This is a genomic window from Blautia sp. HCN-1074, assembly GCF_037890165.1.
Lineage (GTDB): Bacteria > Bacillota > Clostridia > Lachnospirales > Lachnospiraceae > Blautia_A.
The window spans coordinates 46,934-68,672 of sequence record NZ_JBBKBP010000020.1; the positions used below are offsets into that span (position 1 = coordinate 46,934).

At 39.4% G+C, this 21,739-nt stretch carries 16 protein-coding genes, 1 pseudogene and 1 riboswitch; of the genes and pseudogenes, 3 read left to right on the forward strand and 14 right to left on the reverse strand.

Features of this window, described 5'->3' with window-relative positions; translation table 11 throughout:
• Positions 1 to 27: 27 nt before the first annotated feature.
• From WKT11_RS15005 to WKT11_RS15030, 6 genes are all read right to left on the reverse strand, one after another.
• A complete protein-coding gene (locus WKT11_RS15005) occupies positions 28 to 2,193 on the reverse strand; it encodes an ATP-binding protein (protein ID WP_340285181.1) in 2,166 nt (721 codons plus the stop codon).
• Between the two features lie 146 nt (positions 2,194 to 2,339).
• Entirely contained in the window at positions 2,340 to 4,184 is a 1,845-nt protein-coding gene (locus WKT11_RS15010) for an ABC transporter substrate-binding protein (protein ID WP_118137257.1), read from the reverse strand.
• Positions 4,185 to 4,284: 100 nt separating this feature from the next.
• Positions 4,285 to 4,360, reverse strand: a riboswitch (cyclic di-GMP riboswitch).
• Between the two features lie 171 nt (positions 4,361 to 4,531).
• Positions 4,532 to 5,521 carry a Gfo/Idh/MocA family protein gene (locus WKT11_RS15015; protein ID WP_118137259.1) on the reverse strand — a complete coding sequence of 330 codons (990 nt, stop codon included), beginning with the start codon at positions 5,519 to 5,521 and terminating at the stop codon, positions 4,532 to 4,534.
• Between the two features lie 103 nt (positions 5,522 to 5,624).
• Positions 5,625 to 6,683, reverse strand: a complete 1,059-nt coding sequence (locus WKT11_RS15020; RefSeq protein ID WP_118137261.1) for a threonine aldolase family protein — start codon at positions 6,681 to 6,683, stop codon at positions 5,625 to 5,627.
• 151 nt (positions 6,684 to 6,834) lie between these two features.
• Positions 6,835 to 8,166, reverse strand: a complete 1,332-nt coding sequence (locus WKT11_RS15025) for an MATE family efflux transporter (RefSeq protein WP_118137263.1) — start codon at positions 8,164 to 8,166, stop codon at positions 6,835 to 6,837.
• 9 nt (positions 8,167 to 8,175) lie between these two features.
• Positions 8,176 to 8,403: a DUF1284 domain-containing protein gene (locus WKT11_RS15030; protein WP_340285184.1), complete on the reverse strand. Its 228-nt coding sequence runs from the start codon at positions 8,401 to 8,403 to the stop codon at positions 8,176 to 8,178.
• 92 nt (positions 8,404 to 8,495) lie between these two features.
• Between WKT11_RS15030 and WKT11_RS15035 the strand changes: the two genes are divergently transcribed.
• Positions 8,496 to 8,933 carry a MarR family winged helix-turn-helix transcriptional regulator gene (locus WKT11_RS15035; protein ID WP_118630568.1) on the forward strand — a complete coding sequence of 146 codons (438 nt, stop codon included), beginning with the start codon at positions 8,496 to 8,498 and terminating at the stop codon, positions 8,931 to 8,933.
• Positions 8,926 to 9,576 (forward strand): YczE/YyaS/YitT family protein, encoded by a 651-nt coding sequence (locus tag WKT11_RS15040; RefSeq protein ID WP_118137265.1) that lies wholly within the window; start codon positions 8,926 to 8,928, stop codon positions 9,574 to 9,576. The genes WKT11_RS15035 and WKT11_RS15040 overlap by 8 nt, the downstream gene beginning before the upstream one ends.
• A 184-nt stretch (positions 9,577 to 9,760) precedes the next feature.
• Here the strand turns inward: WKT11_RS15040 and WKT11_RS20085 are convergent, their stop codons facing one another.
• The 5 genes and pseudogenes from WKT11_RS20085 to WKT11_RS15065 all read right to left on the reverse strand — a co-directional run bounded on the left by WKT11_RS20085 (position 9,761) and on the right by WKT11_RS15065 (position 16,645).
• Positions 9,761 to 10,213 (reverse strand): family 1 glycosylhydrolase, encoded by a 453-nt coding sequence (locus WKT11_RS20085; RefSeq protein WP_445291950.1) that lies wholly within the window; start codon positions 10,211 to 10,213, stop codon positions 9,761 to 9,763.
• 155 nt (positions 10,214 to 10,368) lie between these two features.
• A complete protein-coding gene (locus tag WKT11_RS15050) occupies positions 10,369 to 11,244 on the reverse strand; it encodes a DMT family transporter (protein WP_117675947.1) in 876 nt (291 codons plus the stop codon).
• 241 nt (positions 11,245 to 11,485) lie between these two features.
• Positions 11,486 to 12,376, reverse strand: coding sequence for a ribokinase (locus WKT11_RS15055; protein WP_340285182.1), 891 nt, complete (start codon positions 12,374 to 12,376; stop codon positions 11,486 to 11,488).
• A gap of 208 nt (positions 12,377 to 12,584) precedes the next feature.
• Positions 12,585 to 13,085: pseudogene (locus WKT11_RS15060) on the reverse strand (hypothetical protein); the annotation flags it as partial.
• Positions 13,086 to 13,342: 257 nt separating this feature from the next.
• Positions 13,343 to 16,645, reverse strand: coding sequence for a DUF5107 domain-containing protein (locus WKT11_RS15065; protein WP_117675943.1), 3,303 nt, complete (start codon positions 16,643 to 16,645; stop codon positions 13,343 to 13,345).
• 287 nt (positions 16,646 to 16,932) lie between these two features.
• On the opposite strand from WKT11_RS15065, the gene WKT11_RS15070 reads away from it, so the two are divergent.
• Positions 16,933 to 17,802, forward strand: coding sequence for an AraC family transcriptional regulator (locus WKT11_RS15070; protein ID WP_117675941.1), 870 nt, complete (start codon positions 16,933 to 16,935; stop codon positions 17,800 to 17,802).
• A gap of 133 nt (positions 17,803 to 17,935) precedes the next feature.
• On the opposite strand, the gene WKT11_RS15075 is transcribed toward WKT11_RS15070, so the two are convergent.
• The 3 genes from WKT11_RS15075 to WKT11_RS15085 form a co-directional block, all read right to left on the reverse strand.
• Positions 17,936 to 18,931 (reverse strand): arabinose ABC transporter substrate-binding protein, encoded by a 996-nt coding sequence (locus tag WKT11_RS15075; protein WP_117675939.1) that lies wholly within the window; start codon positions 18,929 to 18,931, stop codon positions 17,936 to 17,938.
• Between the two features lie 68 nt (positions 18,932 to 18,999).
• A complete protein-coding gene (locus WKT11_RS15080; protein WP_117675937.1) occupies positions 19,000 to 20,007 on the reverse strand; it encodes an ABC transporter permease in 1,008 nt (335 codons plus the stop codon).
• Positions 20,000 to 21,508 (reverse strand): sugar ABC transporter ATP-binding protein, encoded by a 1,509-nt coding sequence (locus WKT11_RS15085; RefSeq protein WP_117675935.1) that lies wholly within the window; start codon positions 21,506 to 21,508, stop codon positions 20,000 to 20,002. Before WKT11_RS15085 ends, WKT11_RS15080 begins: the two co-directional genes overlap by 8 nt.
• Between the last annotated feature and the right edge of the window lie 231 nt (positions 21,509 to 21,739).

Genomic DNA, 21,739 nt, shown 5'->3' on the forward strand with positions numbered 1-21,739 from the left:
TATCCTTTTCGATTCTTTTATGTCTGGTTACTTTCCATTTGTCACTGTACAGTGACCTGCGGTTCGATACCCCCCCCCACCAGATTTTATGCTTCTGATCGTCTTTTCCAGCACCTTCATCTCAACCGGTTTTGAAACATGTGCATTCATACCGGCTGCCAGGGAATGCTGAATGTCTTCTGAGAATGCATTGGCAGTCATGGCAATAATCGGAATCGTCTTTGCCAGTTTATGGGAACTTCTGCGGATTGCCTTCGTTGCCTCATAGCCATTCATAACAGGCATCTGCACATCCATCAGAATCATGTCATAATCACCTGGAGCAGACTGTTCAAATGCTTTCAAAATCTCTTCGCCATTTTCACAGATGGTACATTCCGCACCTTCAATCTTTAACAGTTCCGTCAGGATCTCAGCGTTCAACTCATTATCTTCTGCACACAGGAATTTCATTCCCTGCAGGATATTACCATCCTGCTCATCTGTTTCTTCTTGTGCCGCCAGAGCAACTGTTCTATCCTCTGCAATTTTCAAATCTATGAGAACCTCAAAGCAGCTTCCCTGCCCCAGTTCACTCTCCACGTCAATGGTTCCTCCCATTGCCTCAACCAGATTTCTGGTAATCGCCATTCCAAGTCCGGTTCCCTGTATTTTATTTGTAAGGGAACTTTCCGCACGGGTAAACGCATCAAAAATTGTATCCATGAAATCTGCCGACATTCCCATACCATTGTCACTGACTAAAAAGCGGTACTTTGCATAGACAGATGACTTTGTCTCGCATTCTTCTACCAGAAGCTGAATTTTTCCACCTTCCTGCGTATATTTTATGGCATTAGACAGCAGGTTGCTGAAAATCTGCATCAAATGAACCTGATCACCATTCACCCACTCATGCTTGATATTTTCTTTTATAATTGTAAAAGTCTGCTGCTTTTCATATATTTGAGAATGAACTATAGTGTCAAGCTCCTGTACAAAATCCAGAATAGAAAAGTCAGAATACTTGAAGACTGTTTTTCCTGCCTCAATCTTACTCATATCCAAAACATCATTAATAATTCCTAACAGATGCTGTGATGAAATATCTATTTTATCTGCATACTCTATAACTTTTGCTTTATTACCTGCATCATGTCTGATCAAAGATGTGATACCAATGATTGCATTCATAGGTGTACGAATATCATGTGACATATTAGACAGGAAATCCGTTTTCGCCTTATTTGCATTTTCCGCTGTCTGTAAAGCCTCTGTTGCAGCGTTCTTTGCCTTTTTCAGTTTTTGATTGACTACTTCCATTTCCTTCATTGTTTGTAAATGAAGTTCATTATTTCTTTTTTCATATTCTGCTTTTTGATCTGCAAGACTAAGTCTGGAAATACTGTAGAATAATCCGACAAAAAGTAAAAGTATAAAACCTGCCATAAGTATTGTTGTAAACAGCACCGTTTTCTGGTAATCCATCAGCACATTGTCAACAACTCCCTTTGCCACAATGCATACCAAAATGGTGTTGTTGCTTTCTATCGGACAATACCCCAGATAATAGGGGTTCTGTTTTCCCAAAAGTGCAACTCCGGATTCTCTGTTATCAAACTTCTTTTTGAACCAATCAGCCTCTTCTTCTGTAATGGCCTGTTCCCCTTTTAAATGTTTTAACAAAGAATAATTACGCAGGTATTTATCTCCACTCTGGTTCGTATACGTAATATTTCCGTCATTATCCAGCATGAACAAATATGCTTTCCCGTCATAACCTTTCAGTTTTAACATGGAATCCAGTTTCGAATGATCATACACAGTTCCAATTGCCGTATAAGTTTCCCCATTGATCGTATATTCCTGACATGGAATTGCAACCAGATAACCGTCTTTTTTCTTCTGATCATAATCAAGACGCACCAGTTTTCCAATATTATATCCATTCTTTAAGTCCAGCAGAAGTTTACTTGGCATATCAATCCGCATTTTTGTTCCACCTGCTGATATTGCCTGACCATTCTCCTGAATGAATATAAGGGTACTTTCCGATTCTTTTTCCCATGCTTCAAAGAAACTTTTGTTCACATCCGTTTCAAGAGACAGCTCCCTCTCATAAAGTAAAAATTCCTCAACCAACTGCAGCTGGCTGTAGTATCCACTCACCTGAAGATCATAGGTCTGCTGTATCTGTTCAACAACAGCTCCCATACTGCTTTTTCCGTTTTCGCTGATATACTTGCTAGACTTACTTATAAGATACTTTATACAACCTAAGCTTAAAAGAATAATAAGTAGTATAAGCAACAGCCTTGTTATTTTTTTTCTTTTATTTACCGTTTGTTCTATCTCCACTTTTACTGTTCAACCTCTATATAGTCTTCCGGTGCTGACGGCTGCTGTCCTTTTGACATTGCTTCGATCCATGCACTTGATAATGTTGTCTCTTTAAGCTGCTCAATTTCACATTTCGGATTTATTTTTTTCAATACAGACATTGTGGTGTCTGTAAGAAGAATAGAGTATTCCTTTTCTTTGTCTATTTTCTTATCATTAACTGTTAAGTCCTTTAACGAAAATCCACTTTCCTCTTGATTGACGATCATTTTCATACCGGATGCAATTGGTAATTCGTATTTATTGGTTACGTAAAAATTCTCATCCGCATCGGCGAGATAATTTTCCACGAGTTCACAAACCTGTTTACCATTGATTTTTGCAACATATAATGCTGTATCTGAACTCTTCGCTGTCATCATGCCAACCCGGCTGCTGGTGCATTCTCCTTTGTACATAGAGGAAGTGAAATAATAATATGGTGTCAGAGCCAGCTGTGCATCATTTTCTTCTCTGATCGTAGTTAAAATGGAAGATGCTGCATCACGGCCATTTCTATCGTTCAGTGAAATGGAATATTCATTTTCAAAATTCACCGTTGCTTTTTCTTCTGGATCTTTACGATTCATTACACTGCGAAAAGTATCATAAGCCTGTGTTTCATCCATTTCCCCTGACAGTAATCCGTGAACAGCCTCAAGACTTGCATCAAATGATTTTTGAGCGGAATATCGGATATAAACAGCATTATTATTAATTTCCTCTTCCAGTCCAGGCACATCCTGCATCATGGTTGGAACATCTGTATTCAATGAAATAACACCGATTCCATCTGCAATCAGCTTTTGCCCCTCTTCTGAAATCATACAATCCAGCACATCCAGTGCAGTATCCAGTTTCTCCCGGTCTTTTTCCAGGTTTTTGTTAAATGCAATGTTTAAGGACGGAGTCATGTACACATAGGATTCATCCGATGTCTGTGAAAAGTAAGGAATACGGATCAGATCCGCATCCATCTGTTTCTGCAGCTGCTGCATAACCGTCGGATGTCCATGAAACATTGCTGATTTTCCCTCGACAAACATCTGGATTCCTGTATCGACGTCAATATTGATATCTTCTTTACCAAAGTGCGAATCCTTAAGAAACTGACTGGTTTCTGAAAAAATACGTTTCCATAATGTATCATCAAACTTTGTTTCATCCGCTGCAGTCTCTGCACCGTTTCGCCATTCAATACCATCCAGGCTTGTAAACTCACCGATTGCTGCAGCCTGGATGATTTCATTATTAGACCAGTCTTCACCAAGATCCATGGAATACGGTTTTATGCCATTATCATAAAACTGCTGACAAGCCTGTACATATTCCTCATAATTTTCTGGAATCTTTACGCCATACTGATCAAACAGTGTTTTGTTGGCAATGATCGTCTGCGGAATACCACAGATTGGCAGCCACTGGATTTCATCCTCCTCATTCTTATAATATTGCACCGCATAAGAATAGTACTTGGAAACAACATCATAAGAAGCAAAATCCATAAGATAAGGCTGTAAGTCCTGTGCATCTGTTCCGGAGAATCGACGTACTGTTATGATATCCGGTAATTCATCATGTTCTTTAAAATAACTGTATAAATCGGTATCATTGTTACCAATAATAAATTCAATATCCTGATCAGGAAACTGTTCATGGATATAGGGTGCAATATTTTTCATCAAACGATTTTCCCACAGATAAACTGTAAGATGATCATCATTTTTAGATACTTCTTTCTTTGACTGTCCACATCCAGACAAGACAGCAGATGCTACAAGTACACCTGACACCAATGCCATCAGACAATATTTAGCCTTTTTCATACGCTCATTTTCCTCATTCTTTCCTGATAAAATCATTTATTGTTACGTCTATGAGATAGCACCGTAAAAAAGCACTGTCAGACAGACAGTGCACCTCATTTTATGCAACTGGCTGCCATTTTACAGGCCCTGTAGCTTTGCGTCCCAGACTTTCATCTGGTTTGCCGATTTCCTTATTATAGCTTTAATCTTATTCAAAAAACTGATTTTATTATACTTTAATGCTCTGCTATACACAAGAAAATAATTACCGTTTTAACGTTTATTATCTTTCCCCTGGCGATTTCCGGTTACCGTCCTGTCATCATTAAGTCTGTCTGCAAGTCGTTTACCGGTTACAGATCTGCTTATTTTATATCTGCCGGAAATGAAATTCCGCATTGCTTCCGCATCTCATCCATCAGCTCCAACGCATTCAGAGAACGCTGTGTATGTCTTACTGCTGATTCCTTCCCATGAAGCATTTTCAGGAAATGTTCCAGTTCATACTTCATGGCATTTTCTGTTTCTCTATGGTAAAGGATTTCTTCTCTTCCGTCTCTGAAAACAATCTTCACGTTCTCAGGACTGTTGCTATTTCCCCAGAACTGCAGCACTCCGTCCTCACCCTGAATTTCATTTGGCAATAGAGAATCTGTGATTTTGGAATAAGACACTTCCGCTATTTTATCGGGATATTTTGCAAGGATTGTTCCTGCTCCGTCGATTTCTCCCCTGAGCATTACAGAAAATCCACAGATAGTATCTGGCTTTCCAAGCAGATCCAACAGTGTATGTATACTGTAAACACCGATATCCATCAAAGCTCCTGCTGAACATTCCCTGCTGAAGATATTATGCTCTGTTCCTTCTTTAAAGCTGTCATATCTGCTGGAATACTGACAATATATAAATGTCGCTTTTCGAATCTCACCAATTCTGTTCAAACTCTTTTTTATAACTTCCATACCTGGATCAAAAGCTGTGCGCATAGCCTCCAAAAGAACGAGTTTCTTTTCATATGCGAGTTGAAACATCTCTTCTGCTTCCCTGTGATTTGATGCAAGAGATTTCTCACAGAGAACATGTTTCCCTGCATTCAGAAGCTTCATTACCTGCTCATAATGCATATGATTGGGCGTTGCCACATAAACAGCTTCCACCTCCGGATCTGCCGACAACATATCCAGACTGTTATAAGCTTTTTCTGCTCCATGTATGCCGGCAAATTCCTCTGCTTTTTTTATGTCTCTGGAATAAGCAGCTACATACTGAAACTCCGGATATTCTTTTGCCGCCTGCAAAAATTTCTCTGTAATCTCACTTGTGCCGATCGTGGCAAATCCTGTTTTTCTCATGTACAGCCTCCTTGTTTAATTTCTTGATTAACCAGGTATATCCCGTTTATTTATGCAACTTTCCACGAAGCTTCGGTCCTGCTGCCTGTAAATTAATCATTTTTTATTCTCTAATATCATCCAGCAATCGAATCAACTTCTGCGTATCTTCCATCGTTGTAGCCCAGCTTGTGGCAAATCGGATCACGGAATGTGTCTCATCATATTTCTCCCAGAATCCAAATTCCACATCCTGGGCTATTTTTTTCATTACCTCATTGGACACAATACAAAAAATCTGATTTGTCGGTGTATCCAGAGCAAGCTTATATCCAAACTTCTTCAATGCTTCTTTAATCTGCTCTGCGGCATCGATTGCCGGTTTACCAATTCGCTCATAAAGTCCATCTGTAAAAAGCTCATCAAACTGAATCCCCGCAATCCTGCCTTTCGCAAGCAATGCACCATGCTGCTTGATAATCGTAAAGAAATGCGGAATCAATCCTTTCTGCGGAATCACAACCGCTTCGCCGAATAATGCCCCACATTTCGTACCACCAATATAAAATGCATCACAAAGCTCTGCCAGATCCGATAACGTCACATCATTCTCCGGACTTGCCAGTGCATAGGCAAGACGTGCTCCATCCACATAAAGCGGCAGATGATTTGCCCGACATACTTTACTGATTTCGGTTAACTCCTCTTTTGAATACAAAGTTCCATACTCTGTCGGCTGAGAAATATATACCATTCCAGGCATTACCATATGCTCATAATTGGCATCATCATAAAAATCCTTAACCATTTTTTCAATCTGTGCCGCTCTGACTTTCCCATCCTTCTGTGGTAATGTCAGTACTTTATGACCGCCAAATTCAATCGCTCCTGATTCATGTGTCGCAATATGTCCTGTCTCTGCCGCTACAACTCCCTGATAAGATTTCAGCAGCGCATCAATCACCGTTGCATTCGTCTGCGTTCCACCCACCAGCAGAAATACATCTGCATCTGGTGCATTACAAGCTGTTCTGATCTTCTCTTTCGCACTCTCTGTATAAGGATCCAACCCATATCCCACAGTCTTCTCCAGGTTTGTCTCCACCAGTTTCTGCATAATTGCAGGATGTGCGCCTTCCATATAATCACTGGCGAAATATAAACGTGATACAATATTGTTCATTTTCCTGTTTCATCCTTTCTGTACTTCCATCTTTTACACTTTCCTGTTTCATATAGATCTTCCATTTTTCCAATCCAGAAAAATCAGCAATTATAAACTCATCCAAGTTATGCTTATCCTACTCCCACAGGAGTATAGCTTATATCTTTTGTTATTCCCGAATCTCTTTATAAACACTCGTACGCACCAGCATAATTGCCACAACTGCCGTAATGAAATCCGCCACCGGCTGTGCAGACAATACGCCATAATATCCCACAGTCTTTGACAAAATAAAAATCACTACCGCAAAGATCACGCCCTGTCTGCTCACTGAGAGGATAAACGCATTCAATGCTTTTCCCGCAGACTGAAATGTACAGGTACTTACCAGTGTTACTGCTGTAAACACAGCTCCCAGAAGCTGTAAGCGTAGCATCGGAACACCTGCACTGACAATTCCACTGTCATCCATGAATGCAGAGATTAATGGACGTGCAGCCAGACATAAAACTGCTACAAATACTACACCTGCCGCACATTCAAATTTATAGCTGAATGCCAGAATCTCCCGCAGTCTCTTCTTATTTCCCGCTCCATAATTGTATCCAATCAATGGCTGAGAGCCAAATGCGAATCCAACCAAAATCAACATAGCAATCATATTGATTTTCATGACGATTCCCATTGCTGCCACTTTTTCATTTCCATAAGTCAGAAGAAATCTGTTCATCAAAGCAATTCCAAAACTCTGCATGAAATTCGTAACTGACGCCGGAATTCCGATGGCAAAAATATCTCCCAATTCTTTCCCGCTGATATGAAATCCTTTCAGATTCACTGATAGTCTTTTACTCTTTGTCAGCAGGAATATAATATAGAAGATATCTGTACATATATTTCCGATAACAGTAGCGATTGCGGCTCCTGCCGCACCCATACCAAGTACAGAAATAAAAATCGGATCCAGAATAATGTTAACTACTGCACCCAGTACTGTTCCTGTCATAGAACCAACTGCAAATCCTTCTGTTCGTAACAGATTAGACGGTGTATACACCAGAATAATAAATGGTGCTCCAAGTACCAGCCATGTATAATACTGAGACGCATATACAATTGTATCACTATCTGCTCCCAGAACCTGTAAAATCGGTGCTCTGAAAATCATCATAACAGCAGCTACGATCACACCGCAGACAATCGCTCCATAAAAGCAGAAAACGCTGAGTCTCTTCCCATCTTCATCTTTCTTCTGTCCAAATAATCTGGAAATCACCGAGCTTCCGCCCAGTCCGAAAATATCACCCAGAGCAATCATCAATGTAAAGATTGGTGCACCAAGTGATACACCCGCTACCAGATTTGTGTTTCCGGTTCCTGCAATAAAGTATGTGTCTGCCATGTTATAAATCAGCGAGATCACCATACTGAAAACAACCGGCAACGCAAAGCTGAAATACGCTTTATGCACAGGAGCCTTTTCAAATAAATCGTTTTGCATTTTCTTTCCTCATCTTTCCTTTCTAGTTATTAACCTATTTCCACAGATTTCTTTTCTCTTTCCGGATGAGAGAATCTCCTTCTGCACTTTTGCAGTAAATGCATCGAAATCCATAACCTGTTCCTTCTTCAGACCACAAAGATCAAGAACTGCTATATCATATTTCTCTACCAGTGAACAACAACTATAATTTATCATTCCTGCAACTTTCTGGCAATGTTTTATTCTCTCAAATATACCCTTGACATTCCCATTTTATATTGTTATAATTCTAATCGTTTCAATTCTAACAGTTTGAAACATAACAATATATTTAAGGAGATTCCCCCATGGAAGAATCATTTCACTATCTGTCAATGGCAAATCAGATGCTGATTCAAAAAAAGCTAATGGAAAATGTCAAATCAACTGGTCTCACCTTAGGTCAGCCAAAGGTGCTCGATTATCTGAAACATCACGATGGTGCAAACCAGAAAGAAATCGCCGCCGGATGTCATATTGAAGCCGGATCCCTCACTTCTATCCTTAACCGCATGGAAGAAAAAAATCTGATTAAGAGAAAAACACTGAATGGAAATCGGAGAAGCTATCACATTTTTCTTACCGATCAGGGAAAAGAATCCATCAAAATAATATCTGACGAATTTAAAAAAATCGAAGAACAGGCATTTGACGGAATTGCCGAGGCAGATAGAGAGGCATTCATGAAAATGTTTACCCAAATCTATAACAATCTAAAACGAAAAGAGGAGAAAAATATTGAATAAAGTAAAACGTTATCTTATATTTTTTATTGGATTATTTGTAAACTCACTTGGAGTCAGCCTGATTACAAAAGCTAATCTGGGAACATCTCCAATCTCATCCATCCCTTATGTATTGAGTCTGAATTTTTCATTTACTCTTGGAAACTTCACTATATTTTTCAGTATCTTTTTAATTTTTCTTCAGCTTTGTATCCTTCGTAAAAACTTTAAGCTGGAGCACCTTCTGCAGATACCAATTTCCATCTTATTTGGATATTTCATTGACTTTACCATGGTTCTTCTGAAATCTGTAAATCCTGAAACCTATGTCATGAAATTTGTATATCTTCTGATTGGATGTCTTATTTTAGGATTTGGTGTATATCTGGAAGTTCTGGCAAACGTTGCAATGCTTCCTGGCGAATCCTTCGTACGTGCAATTGTGAATACATGGAACCGCGAATTTGGCAGCACCAAGGTTATGTTTGATGTTTCCATGGCAGTAATCGCAGCGGTTCTGTCATTTGTTTTCGCATACCATCTGGATGGCGTACGAGAAGGAACAATCATCGCAGCACTTCTTGTTGGTTTCATCGCAAGATTCTTTGGTAAAAAACTTGAATTCGTAAAACCGATTCTGTTCGCAGAAGAATATACTATGTAATTTATTCAGGAAGGAATCCTGCTTGCAGGATTCTCCGCCTGCAGTGAATTGCTTTAACAACATAAAAATTGCGTGTCAACCTCATTTAAAATAATGAGAATATGACACGCAATTTTTATGTTTATCATTACATTTCAAACTGTCTTGTTGGGTTCAGCTTATAGCTTCTCCCCATTACTGGAAATCACATCTTTATACCAGTAGAAGCTCTTTTTCTTATATCTTTCCAGAGTTCCACACCGTCCTCGATTGCCTCTCCCATCTCGCGGATATAGTCACGCAGATATGCAATACGATAATCATCATTTACAGTCTTTCCACCATGTCCGTCATCGACTAACTGATCCACTGCGCCCAGACTTAACGGTCCTGCAAAATAATACTTCTTTCCCGATTTCACGCAGATAAAATAAATACTGTCTTCCTCTTTATGAAGAAGAGGCAGATTCTGTCCATCTGCCTCTTTCATTAATTTCTGTCTAAGTTGTTTACTGCTGAAAATGGGATTTAATTTAGAATTTCTCTGACAGCCCACCAGAGTTCCCTCTGACTGACAGAAAATGTCAATTCGCAACAGTTCCGCTAGACGGCTTAATATATATTTCTTCTGTTCATTCATAATTAATCCTAAACCCATATGGTTATTTACTTCTCTCTACTTCCATATTATAAAGGAATATTCTCAAAGACACTAGAGCGCAAAATCCCCCTACTCATTTTGTTCCCATGTCATGCGGAATCATTCGCTTTCGCAACGTAGCTCTTACACTACTTTATACCACCAAAATAGCATCAACCATTTTCTTTCGCCATCTTCATATTGTAAATAAATGTTCCCAAAGATGCGAGAATGATCAACGCATATCCCGTAAAACTGTATTTATCCGGAATTTCCCCAAACAGAAAGAATCCCAGCAACGTTGCAAAAATAATCTGTGAATAATCAAAGATAGAAATTTTTCCGGCCGGCGCATAAGTATAAGCCGCCGTAATTGTAAACTGCCCACCTGCAGCAAACAGCCCAGCCATCAGTAATGTGACAAGCTGTTTCATACTCATCGGAGTAAAATGAAATACCATCCATGGAACCACCGACAAGCAGGAAAAGAAGGAAAAATAAAACACAATGACCGGGCCTTTCACCCCATGGGTCCCAAGCACACGAACCATCGTATACGCAATTCCAGCTCCAAGTCCACCGCACACTCCAATCAGTGCAGGCATCAATGCCGCATTATGAAATCCCGGCTTCACCACAAACAGACACCCAATAAACGCCAGCGCCACACATGCCGCCTGCGCCGGTTTAATTTTCTCCTTTAACAATAAGAAAGAAAAAACAATTGCAAAAAACGGAGACAACTTATTCAAAATCGAAGCATCTGCCACTAATAAATGATCGATTGCGTAAAAGTTACAAAGAATCCCCAACGTACCACAGACACAACGAAGAATCAACGGCCCCCAGTATTTCTTATCAACCTTCGGTGCTGTTCGATTTTTGCACAGAATAATCGCCGCAAACACCGCCGCCACCAGATTTCGGAAGAAACTCTTCTCCACTGACGGCAAATCACCTGCCAGACGTACACTCACATTCATACAAGCAAAGAAAAACGCCGACAGGATGATCATTATCATACCCTTTATGTAATTTTCCTGTTTCATCAGATTTAACCTGCCTTTCTGTACAGTTACATAATCGTGTTTCGATCCCCATTCAATCGGATATTCGCAATCCGCTTTCGCTACGTGGCTCTACACCGAATAACTGCTCCGCAGTTTATCAGGAGGGGCCTATACCCCTCCTGATACAAGCAAGTCCCACCCACTGCTTATTGCTCCTCGCAACCCCCGCAGGGGACTTGCTTGATTCGGTTAAATTTTCTGGTTATATGGTTAATTGATGTTAATTGATTCCCAGCTCCTTTTTTACTTCTCCAATTTCCGGAATAGACGGTGTCGCTCCCGGTCTTGAAACTGCAATGGAAGATGCCTTTGCAGCCATTCTCAAAGCTTCCTGAATGCTTCTTCCTTCAATAGTTGCCGCAATAAAATATCCTGTAAACGTATCACCGGCCGCCGTAGTATCCACCGCTTTTACCTTAAAAATATCCTGGAAAACTTTCTCTTTCCCATCATAATAAACTGCCCCATCACTGCCCAATGTCAGTACGAAGCGGGCATTCGGGAACTTCTCTGCCATGGCATCCAGAATCTGATCTTTATCTTTAAATCCGGTAATCTGCTCTCCTTCAATTTCATTCAAAAGAAACAGATACACCTTACTAAGATCGCAGGTACCCAGCTTATCATCAAACGGTGACGGATTCATTACAATTTTCATCTTTTTCTCATAAGCCTGGTCAATAATATAGTCCAGCATATTGATTTCATTCTGTAAAATCAGGTAATCGCCCTCTCCGAAATCTGCCAGAACTTCATCCACAAATTCCTTCGTCTGCATCTGATTAGTTCCACCATAAAGAATAATACAGTTCTGCGCATTCTTATCTACCTGAATCATGGTATGACCGCCTTTTACCGGCATTCTGCGGATATATCTGGTATCTACCCCTGCTTCCTTACATGCATCCAGAAGAATATCCCCATCTGTTCCAACAATCCCGGCATGATAAACAGGAACTCCCGCCTTTGCCAGAGCAATAGACTGATTCAGTCCCTTTCCGCCGCTGAAAACTTCCAGCTTAGACGAATGCTGAGTCTCACCGCCTACAATAATGTGGTCCACAGAATATACATAATCCACATTTAATGAACCATAGTTTAATACCTTCATGTAAAAATTCCTCCATTTATTTCGTTTTTACTGTACGAAATTTATCTGAACAGTGTTTATATCTATATTATGTTGTACAAGTCAACTTCCGTCAACCTTATTTTCTGAAAATTTTACTATAATAATTGATATAGATTTTTATAGAATTGCTATAGTTTTCTTTTGTAGTCAATCGGATATTCGCAATCCGCTTTCGCTACTTGCTCATAACCTTCAGTTCAAGGTTCGGTTCTCCTGTTAGATTCTCATAAGACTCTGACAGATAATCAATCCAGCTATCTTCTTTTTCCTCTTTCCCATTATAAAATACAATAAAATTTGGCGCAGAGATTCTCATACGAGTAGATGTATATAAATATTTCCAATTTACCAGTTTCTGATACTCACCAGAAATATAAAACAAGTCTCTTAGCGGCATATTAGGATTATATGTTGACTAATGTTCATACAAAAACAAATTCGTATTTATAATAAACGCCAGATCATTTTTCATTCCCATATAAATCGCATTTTCCAGTGTCACGATCTCCAGCTGTGTCTCATCTGTATATGCAGTCCCGTTAACTGCATTATATAAAGACAACAAGTTCTTCCTGTCTGAAAATAATTTACGAAATACCGTATCTTTATACTTACGATTTGCAGCTACACCGCCATGTTCCTGCCGTTTCCTCTTTAAAGTAACTTTTCTGTTCTTTCTTTTTGCCATAGGCAACACCTCCTGTTTTTGCAGGAATGTAAAGAACTTATTGTACTAAGCCATATTCCAGTACTCCTGCTTTTCGTCATAATTAATTGGATTTAAAAGCATGGATTTCTGAAATGTAGTTAGAATTATAAGATAGCAAAAATGCCTTGAAATATAAGAGAAATATGCTTTGTAGTAATGTTAGCATTACTCTCTTATATTTGCAAGGCATTTTTATCATTGTTACATATTGTGTTTATTGTTATTCTAGAGTGTATTTATTTACTGTCACCTTCAATTCCTCTTAAATACAGTCTTGCCAGAAGATGATGCGGATCAAGCTGAAGTGTTTCTTCAAAATGTTCTTTCGCTTTCTCCAGGTTTCCAAGTCCCAGATTTCCAAGTCCCATCAGATAGCAACAATGCGCTTTGTTCTTTCGGGTAAAGTTTTCATCGAAGATCAGAAGATCCGGATAGGATACTGCGAAGTAATCCATTTTCACTTCATCATAAATATGAGCTTCCCCATAACTGATCAGTTTATAGAATCTGGAATTTGCGGCAACAGGTTCACCCATTTCCTTTAATGCAAGTCCCTGATACATGATCATATCTGCCGGCTGGTCATTATAGAACATCATTCCTGCCGGTTCATCCGTTCCTGTACTTGCTGCCGCGAAAAGCTGCTGTGCTTTCTCTGCATTTCCAAAAGCTTTCTCTGTCAGAGCAAGATAGTAATTAATATTATTATCCTTAGAGCCTTCCAGTTTACCTTCACCCAGATTTTCCGGATATACAAGCGCTTTTTCAAGTAATTCTTTTGCCTCTGTCCAGTCTTCCTTTACGATTGCTTTCTTAGCCATTTCGACAAGTGCGCGGGTATACTGGGTAGTTGCCTTACCTTCTCCGCCTTCCCATGGATGGAACTTTCTTCCCATAAGAAGTTCATACGCTTTTTCATGATTTCCCATATAATTCTGAAGAGTGATATATTCGATAAATACATCATCACGTTCTTCAAAAGTTTCCGGATATTTCTCATAGAATTCCAGACGTTTTTCTACGGAATAATCTAACTTCTTATATAACTGATCCAGTTCCAGGAATACTCTGCTGTCTGTGGTATCCAGCGCAAATGCATGTTCCAGAACTTCCTTCGCTTTCTGCGGTTCCTGACACTTGTTGTAATAAATCAGTGAAAGATTTCTGAACACTGTCGGGAAATTATTGTCCAGTTCTGCTGATTTTTCCCATACTTCTTTTGCTTTTTCATACTGGCGTTTATCATACCATAAGTTACCAATGTAATAATAAGCTTTTGGAAATTCCGGCTGAAGCTTCATTGCCAGTTCCAGTACTTTAATGTCCTCCAGACGGTTCGGGAAACAGCAATAGGAATCTGCGGCATCTGCTTTTGCAATCATCTCTTTTGCTTCTGCTTCTTTTCCAAGTTCATACAGGCATTCTGCACGATAGTAATACAGCATCGGCCATTCTTTATCGCAAATATTTAACAGACCAAGCGCTTCCTCGTAGCATCCGCTCTCCATATAATCAATAGCTGCCTGAATAAAGTTCTGGTGGAAATTACGCATACGGGCTTTCAGTGCCTGTTTCATATCATCCTGTTTCTCAACCTCTGCAAGAAGGATTTCCTCATATGCAGATACATAATCGAAACAGTCAACTTTTTCATTCTCTTTCAGCCATTCTTTTTCTTCTTCTGTTTTTCCCAGTTTACGGAGAATTGCTGCCTTTAATCCTCTTGCTTTAATGTTATGGCTGTTTTTCACAAGACCTTTTTCTACTAATTCAAGAGCTAACGGATAGAATCCTTTTCTCGCAGCAATCGCTGCAAGGAAATAGAAGGACATTTCCTGCTGTTCATTTGACCAGGTTGCTTTAAAGAATGCATCATATGCTTCGTCATAACGTCCCTGATAGAACAGTGTCAGACCAAGATCATAATATGCTTCGCTGTTATATGGATTCGGATTCTTCCATGTCATTCTCTCCAGTGCCTTGCGGAAGTATTTCTCACTTTCTTCCAGAAGACCGCGACGGAACAGAAGCATACCGTAAGCTGTATTCAGTCGGATATCTCCTTCATCTCGCTTCAGTCCTTCCAGATAATAATCATCCGGAAGATAGGTTGCATGACGATACTGCTCAATATGAAGTCCTGTCAGATAAAGTTCTTCACATGTCAGGATTTCCTGTGGATCTTTTGCCGCCTGTGCCGGTTCAGGAATCTTCGGAATCTTCTCTTCAAGTGGAGTAAATTCTACAAGTTCTCTTCCCTCTGCGTTAAATACGCGGACAGTGATATCTGTCTTCTTTTCTGCCTGAACGTTGACTTTCTTTTCATATACAGCTACCGGTGAAATATCAACAGTTTCTTCAAATACTACTTCATCTTTCTTCTCCAGAACTACTTTCGCATTCTTTTCTTCTCCGGTTGTATAAACACGTAAGAAAACTTCATTACCTTCAATTTCCATATTGACCATAGCATCAATCGTTGCATTCTTTACATAGCCAACTTTTTTGTATGGCATAAAGTACTGCTTAAATGTTTTCTCCTCGAAAGGCTTCAGCCATGTAAAATCTGGCTGGTTATCTGTATATACACCTGTCATCAGCTCAATATACGGACCGTCTTCATCTGTAAGATTTCGATCCCATGCTTTACCAAAATCACCACAGCCCCATGTCCACTGCTTCTTACCTGGAGAAATATGATGGTCTGCTACATGAAGGATTCCTGCTTCTTCTCTGTAATCATATCCACCAACAAAGTCAAAATCTGATTTTTCTGCCATGTAAGAGGTCGGAACCGGAATGTTTTTATAACGGGAAATATCCACACCGGCGCTGTAATCATGTTTATAATATACACCTGTAGCGATAGGGAATTTAGATACGTCTCGTTTTCCATGATCCATAACCGCATGTACATCTGGCGGAAAAACAGATTGCGTATAATCGTTTACAGGTACTGCCGGATTTGCCCACCAAAGAAAAGTCTGAGCCATTGGCGTACGGTTATAAAGCTGTCCACGAATCTCAATATACGCTTTATCAGGATACAGAGTGAAACTTGCAATTCCTTTTGTTCCATACATCTGATCCACGTCATTGACCATAACTGTTTTGCTTCCGTCTTCATGTTCAGTAACTGTATAGTCTACCGGAAGATATGTAGTCGGACGATGGTGCTGTGGCCAGTTAAATTCGATACCACCGGAAATCCATGGTCCTGTCAGACCAACCAGTGCCGGTTTAATTACATGATTGTAGTATACAAAATCATATCCATTTGTTTTATCATATGCTCTCTGAATTCTGCCGCCAAGTTCAGGAAGAACCATCACTTTAATATACTGATTTTCCAGATAAACAGCTTTCCATGCTTTATCCTTTTTGACATCTTCTATTTTTTCAATAACCGGATATGGATATACCCTTCCGGAACTTCCCTGATATACTCGTTTTTCAGAAAAAATCGGATTCTTTTCTGCTGCACCGATCTCATAAGTAGGGATGATTACTTCCTCTTCCCAGATTCTTACTTCTTCCATGTTACTTACCTCCCAATTTACATACCAGTGTATCAATTTGTCTGTACACTAGCTTTTTCTCAACTGCGAAAATACAAATCATTAATCTAACTACGTTACTATCCACTCCATTTTCAATAACGTAGCTAAAATTCATTCCAGCTTTCCTGTGACAATGAATTTTCATAATGTTTTTTTATTGCTTTCTATTTCTTTTTGTGATAGCTTAATTATATATGTTAATTACTGAATATTCATTACTGTAACTTGCTTATGAGTTTAAAAAAATTGCTATAAGGAGAGTCATTATGAGAACAAAAGAAAACTTAGTAAATCCCGCTTCTGATTACTATCTCTATCAGCCAAGCACGATTGCTTCCAAACTTTATCTTTATCCGAAAGAAATCGGATATTTTTACTATGAACCAGGATACTGGCGCTCCAGAATTCAATACAACAGTTTTCTTTTAATGTATATTGCCAAAGGAACCTGTCAGGTTCTTCTTCCAGATCAGCAACTTCAGAATGCTGTTGCCGGACAGGTTGTTCTTATTGACTGTTACGTTCCTCACGAATATGGCTTTGACTGTGACGCAGAAGTTTCCTGGATACATTTTGACGGTCCACTCGCCAGAGATTTTTATGATCTTATCACCGCCAGCCATGGAAACATTATTTCTCCTTCCAATTCATTTCCCATTACAAATGGTCTGGATCAGATGTTACATGTCTTTCGTAATTCCAAACCACTGAAAGAGGGAGAAGCTTCAGAAATGATCACGCAAATGCTTAATACGCTATTGTATACCCGGGCATATTCCGGAAATACCACTTCTCACTTCAAAGTAGTAGAAAAATCCCGGGCATATATCAATGAACACTTCAGCGAACCTCTAACCTTGGAACAACTTGCCAAAAATGCCAATATGAGCCCTTTTCATTTTTCGCGTGTGTTTACTGCTCAGACCGGCTTCACTCCTCATCAATACCTTATTGCCACAAGAATCAATTCTGCCAAATTCCTGTTAAAGCTGCCTGATGTCCCTGTTAAGGAGATTGCCTTTGGTTCAGGATTTAACAGCGAAAGCAGTTTCTGTTCCACTTTCCGCAAGTGGGAAAATATGACTCCAAGTGAATACAGGCAGCAAATGATTCTGTCTTCCGAAGATACTAAATAAGTCCCAGTCTGCGAACCAAATATAAAAAGAATCAGAAACTGCCACTCGCAATCTCTGATTCTTTTTTTATTAAACATTATTCTTAACTGATACCGATTATCTTTCAGAAATAAAAGACTGAAAATATAATCTCTTAGTTAGCAGCATCGCCCATTACATCTTTGTAGTTTTCAGGTGTAACAATTTCTGCATCTACTGCTGTTTCCATATCAACGTCATCTCCATTGATCAGTTTCATCAGAACATCTACAGATCCCTGACCTACAGAATCAGATGAGAAATAAGCAGCTGCTTTCATACATGTTCCATCAGCACCTTTGTCATTCCACTCATCTTTTGCCATATAAGCACCAAGACCTACTACACATGCATTTGCATCCAGACCAGCTGTTTCAAGAGCGCGGCATGCACCAATAGTTCCTTCTTCATTTGCACCCATTACCATCCATGTTGTAATCTGTGGATTTGCTGTAAGTACAGCTGCTGCTGCAGTATTTCCTTTATCTGTAGTTCCATCATAGTCTGCATAGAAAATATTGTCTTCATTGAAATCCGGGCATACTTCTTTGAATTTATCATATTCGCCTTCTGCACGCGGTACGCAGCTGGAAACAGTATCCATAGTCATGATAAGAAGACCAACTTCATCTTTTCCAACAAGATCATTGTCCTTTGCATAATTTGCCATCCACTCACCATTTGTCTGTCCGATTGCATAAGCATTAATTCCTACCCATGGAGCTAATTTCTCTCCTGCATCATCCTGAAGTGCATCATCACATGCAACAATCGGAATATCTGCATCTTTTGCCTTATCAACGGCTGCCTGAGAAAGTGTCTGGTCAGGTGTACAGGTAATGATACCACTTGCATTGTTTGCAACTGCATTATCAATTGCTTTTAAATATTCTTCCGGACTCATCTTAGCATCTACATAGATGAATTCTCCACCGGCATCCTCAACAGCTTTCTTTGCCGCATCACCTTCATCGATAAACCATGTCTGATCACCGGCTTTATAAATTCCATATACTACCAGCTTATCTGCTGCGCTTGCTGATACTGCAGGTACTACCATACTTACTGCCATTGCTGCTGCCAGAACTACACTCATCACTTTTTTCTTCATGTCATTTTCCTCCTTAGGATATATATGTTTTGCTATATTCAGTCACACCCCACGTGTGAAAGTTTCTCTTATTTAATGTTCTTCATGCTTGCTTCCAGAAGCTCTTTCTCACGTTTCTGCTTACGGATAAAGTCAGATGTCAGAGCGAAAAGAAGAAGTGCACCTCTTGCTACATACTGCCAGAAAGTAGAAACATTTACCATAATCAGACCTGTATTAAATGCCTGAATCAGGATAACACCAAGAATCGTTCCGAACATGTCACCTACACCACCGGCAAAGGAAACACCGCCAAGGATAACAGCTGTGATCGCATCAAACTCAAGGTTAATATTTGCTGCTGGCTGTCCGGAGTTCATACGGGATGAAAATACGATTCCACCTAATGCTGTCAAAGCTCCAATGATAACGAAACAACTTGTAACAATTTTCTGTGGATTCAGACCTGCAAGTCTTGCTGCCTCCTGACTTCCACCGATTGCATATACGCTACGTCCAAATTTAGTCTTTGCAAGGATAAATCCAAAAATTACAAATGCAAGGATCATCAGCCATACAGATACAGGAATCGTCAGTAATCTTGCTTTTCCGATTGTCAGATAAGCTTTATTACTGATAGATACTGGTTTACCATCACAGATAATGTAAGCAAATCCTCTCATAATGTTCTGTGTTACCAGAGTTGCAATGAATGCTTCCAGTTTAATCTTATTAACCATCCATGCATTAAAGAAACCTGTTGCCACACCGGCAAGTAAAACAACAGCTATTGTAAGAATAAACGGAACATTTTTTGAAAGTAACAATGCTGCCAGTGTTCCGCAGAAAGCTGCCAGAGAACCAGGTGACAGGTCGTTCTGTCCTGCAATGATCAGATATGTATGTCCAACCGCTACCAGACCGACCAGTGAAGCGGCAACCAGCAGGTTTACCATATTCGCCCATGTCAGAAAGTTCTTATTTAAAAATGTAAATAATGCAAATACAATAATGATCGCTGCTATCAAAATCAGCTTATCACCACCGATTTTATTTAAAATGCTTTTTTTCTCTTTTTTAGTTTCAATATTACTCATTTGCTTCCTCCCCCATCATTCCCAGGCTTAACAGCTTGTCTTCGGTAGCCTCTTCTCTCATTACCTCACCGGAAATACGTAAGGATTTCATAACAATAATTCTGTCTGAAAGTCCGATAACTTCCGGCATTTCTGAAGAAATAAGAATTACGCCGAGTCCCTGTTTTGCAAATTTACAGATCATACTGTAGAATTCTGATTTTGCACCTACGTCAATACCCTTCGTAGGCTCATCCAGGATCAGGACTTTCGGATTCGTTGCAATTCCTCTGGCAACAATACATTTCTGCTGATTACCACCGGAAAGCTCTACAATCTTTTTATCAGGGGATGGTGTTTTAACTTTAAACTCTCTGATTCCCCAGTCAGCTTCTTCCGCTTCTTTCTTCTTATCTATCACACCAAGTTTATTCGAATTCTTATCCATCAGTGCAATATTGATGTTTCCTGCAATACTCAGGTTACTTAGAATACCTTGCAGTTTACGGTCTTCAGGCACCAGTACGATACCGTTATCCATTGCTTCCTTCGGAGATCTGTTTACGATTTTTTTACCTTCCAGATAAACCTCACCGGTTTTCATTTTATCTGCGCCAATAATGGCTCTCATCAATTCTGTTCTTCCGGCTCCTACCAGACCTGAGAAACCAAGTACCTCTCCTTTATGAAGTACAAAGGAATTCTCTTTTACATAATCTGAAGATACGCCTTTAACTTCCAGAAGAACATCACCAATCTTATCGTTTCTGTCCAGGTTCTTAAAGATATCACCCAGATCACGTCCAACCATCATCTTGATCAGCTGCTGTTCCGGAACTTCTTTTGTAATTACTGTATCTACATAATGACCATCTTTAAAGATTGCTACTTTATCTGCAATCTGCTGAATTTCTTTCATTCGATGAGATACATAAATAATAATCTTGCCCTGAGCTTTCAGTTTCGCTATAACTTCAAAAAGGCTGTCAATCTCTGCATCACTTAAACTGGCTGTAGGTTCATCAAAACAGATAACTTTAAGATTTTCACGGCTGTATGCCTTCATAATCTCTACCATCTGCTGATATGCAATGCTTAAATCTTTAACCTTGGTTGTCGGCGATATTGGAAGCCCAAAATCATCAATAATTTTCTGTGCCATCTGATTTGCTTTAGATTTATCAATAATTCCAAATTTCTTTGATGGCATACGTCCCAGATAAATATTCTCAGCCACACTCAGTTCCAGCAGAATCTGGCGTTCCTGATATATTACGCTGATTCCTTCCTGAATTGCTTCGTGGGGGGAACTGAAATGTTTCTGTACACCATCCAGAAGATATTCTCCATTTGTCGGTTGATAATCTCCATTAAGTACTTTCAGCAATGTGGATTTTCCGGCACCATTTTCTCCAAGAAATGCAAGTACCTCTCCGCCATATGCTTTGAAACATATATTATCCAGCGCTTTTACACCAGGGAAATACTTTGAGATATTTTTAAACTCGAGTACACTACTCATGTGCTTTCCCTCCTTCTCTTATCTGATTACCGTTCACTCTGTAACCAGTAACCTTATCTGAGTTTTATTATAGACGTGATGCTTCCGTATTGCATTACTTGAAATTGCTATGGAGTTTAAAAAAATTGCTATTTTTGTGTAGCTTGTTTATAATTTCACGAAATGATTTTCGTTTTTATACACTTTTTACATTTTATAGATTTATATTTTATGCAATTATGTTTTCTTTAT

Coding starts and splice junctions, on each gene's coding strand:
- WKT11_RS15085 (WP_117675935.1), bottom strand. CDS start 21,508: ATGAGTAGTGTACTCGAGTTTAAAAATATCTCAAAGTATTTCCCTGGT.
- WKT11_RS15055 (WP_340285182.1), bottom strand. CDS start 12,376: ATGAAGGTATTAAACTATGGTTCATTAAATGTGGATTATGTATATTCT.
- WKT11_RS15020 (WP_118137261.1), bottom strand. CDS start 6,683: ATGAACAATATTGTATCACGTTTATATTTCGCCAGTGATTATATGGAA.
- WKT11_RS15075 (WP_117675939.1), bottom strand. CDS start 18,931: ATGAAGAAAAAAGTGATGAGTGTAGTTCTGGCAGCAGCAATGGCAGTA.
- WKT11_RS15070 (WP_117675941.1), top strand. CDS start 16,933: ATGAGAACAAAAGAAAACTTAGTAAATCCCGCTTCTGATTACTATCTC.
- WKT11_RS15010 (WP_118137257.1), bottom strand. CDS start 4,184: ATGAAAAAGGCTAAATATTGTCTGATGGCATTGGTGTCAGGTGTACTT.
- WKT11_RS20085 (WP_445291950.1), bottom strand. CDS start 10,213: ATGGGTTTAGGATTAATTATGAATGAACAGAAGAAATATATATTAAGC.
- WKT11_RS15005 (WP_340285181.1), bottom strand. CDS start 2,193: ATGGGAGCTGTTGTTGAACAGATACAGCAGACCTATGATCTTCAGGTG.
- WKT11_RS15025 (WP_118137263.1), bottom strand. CDS start 8,166: ATGCAAAACGATTTATTTGAAAAGGCTCCTGTGCATAAAGCGTATTTC.
- WKT11_RS15015 (WP_118137259.1), bottom strand. CDS start 5,521: ATGAGAAAAACAGGATTTGCCACGATCGGCACAAGTGAGATTACAGAG.
- WKT11_RS15050 (WP_117675947.1), bottom strand. CDS start 11,244: ATGAAACAGGAAAATTACATAAAGGGTATGATAATGATCATCCTGTCG.
- WKT11_RS15065 (WP_117675943.1), bottom strand. CDS start 16,645: ATGGAAGAAGTAAGAATCTGGGAAGAGGAAGTAATCATCCCTACTTAT.
- WKT11_RS15035 (WP_118630568.1), top strand. CDS start 8,496: ATGGAAGAATCATTTCACTATCTGTCAATGGCAAATCAGATGCTGATT.
- WKT11_RS15080 (WP_117675937.1), bottom strand. CDS start 20,007: ATGAGTAATATTGAAACTAAAAAAGAGAAAAAAAGCATTTTAAATAAA.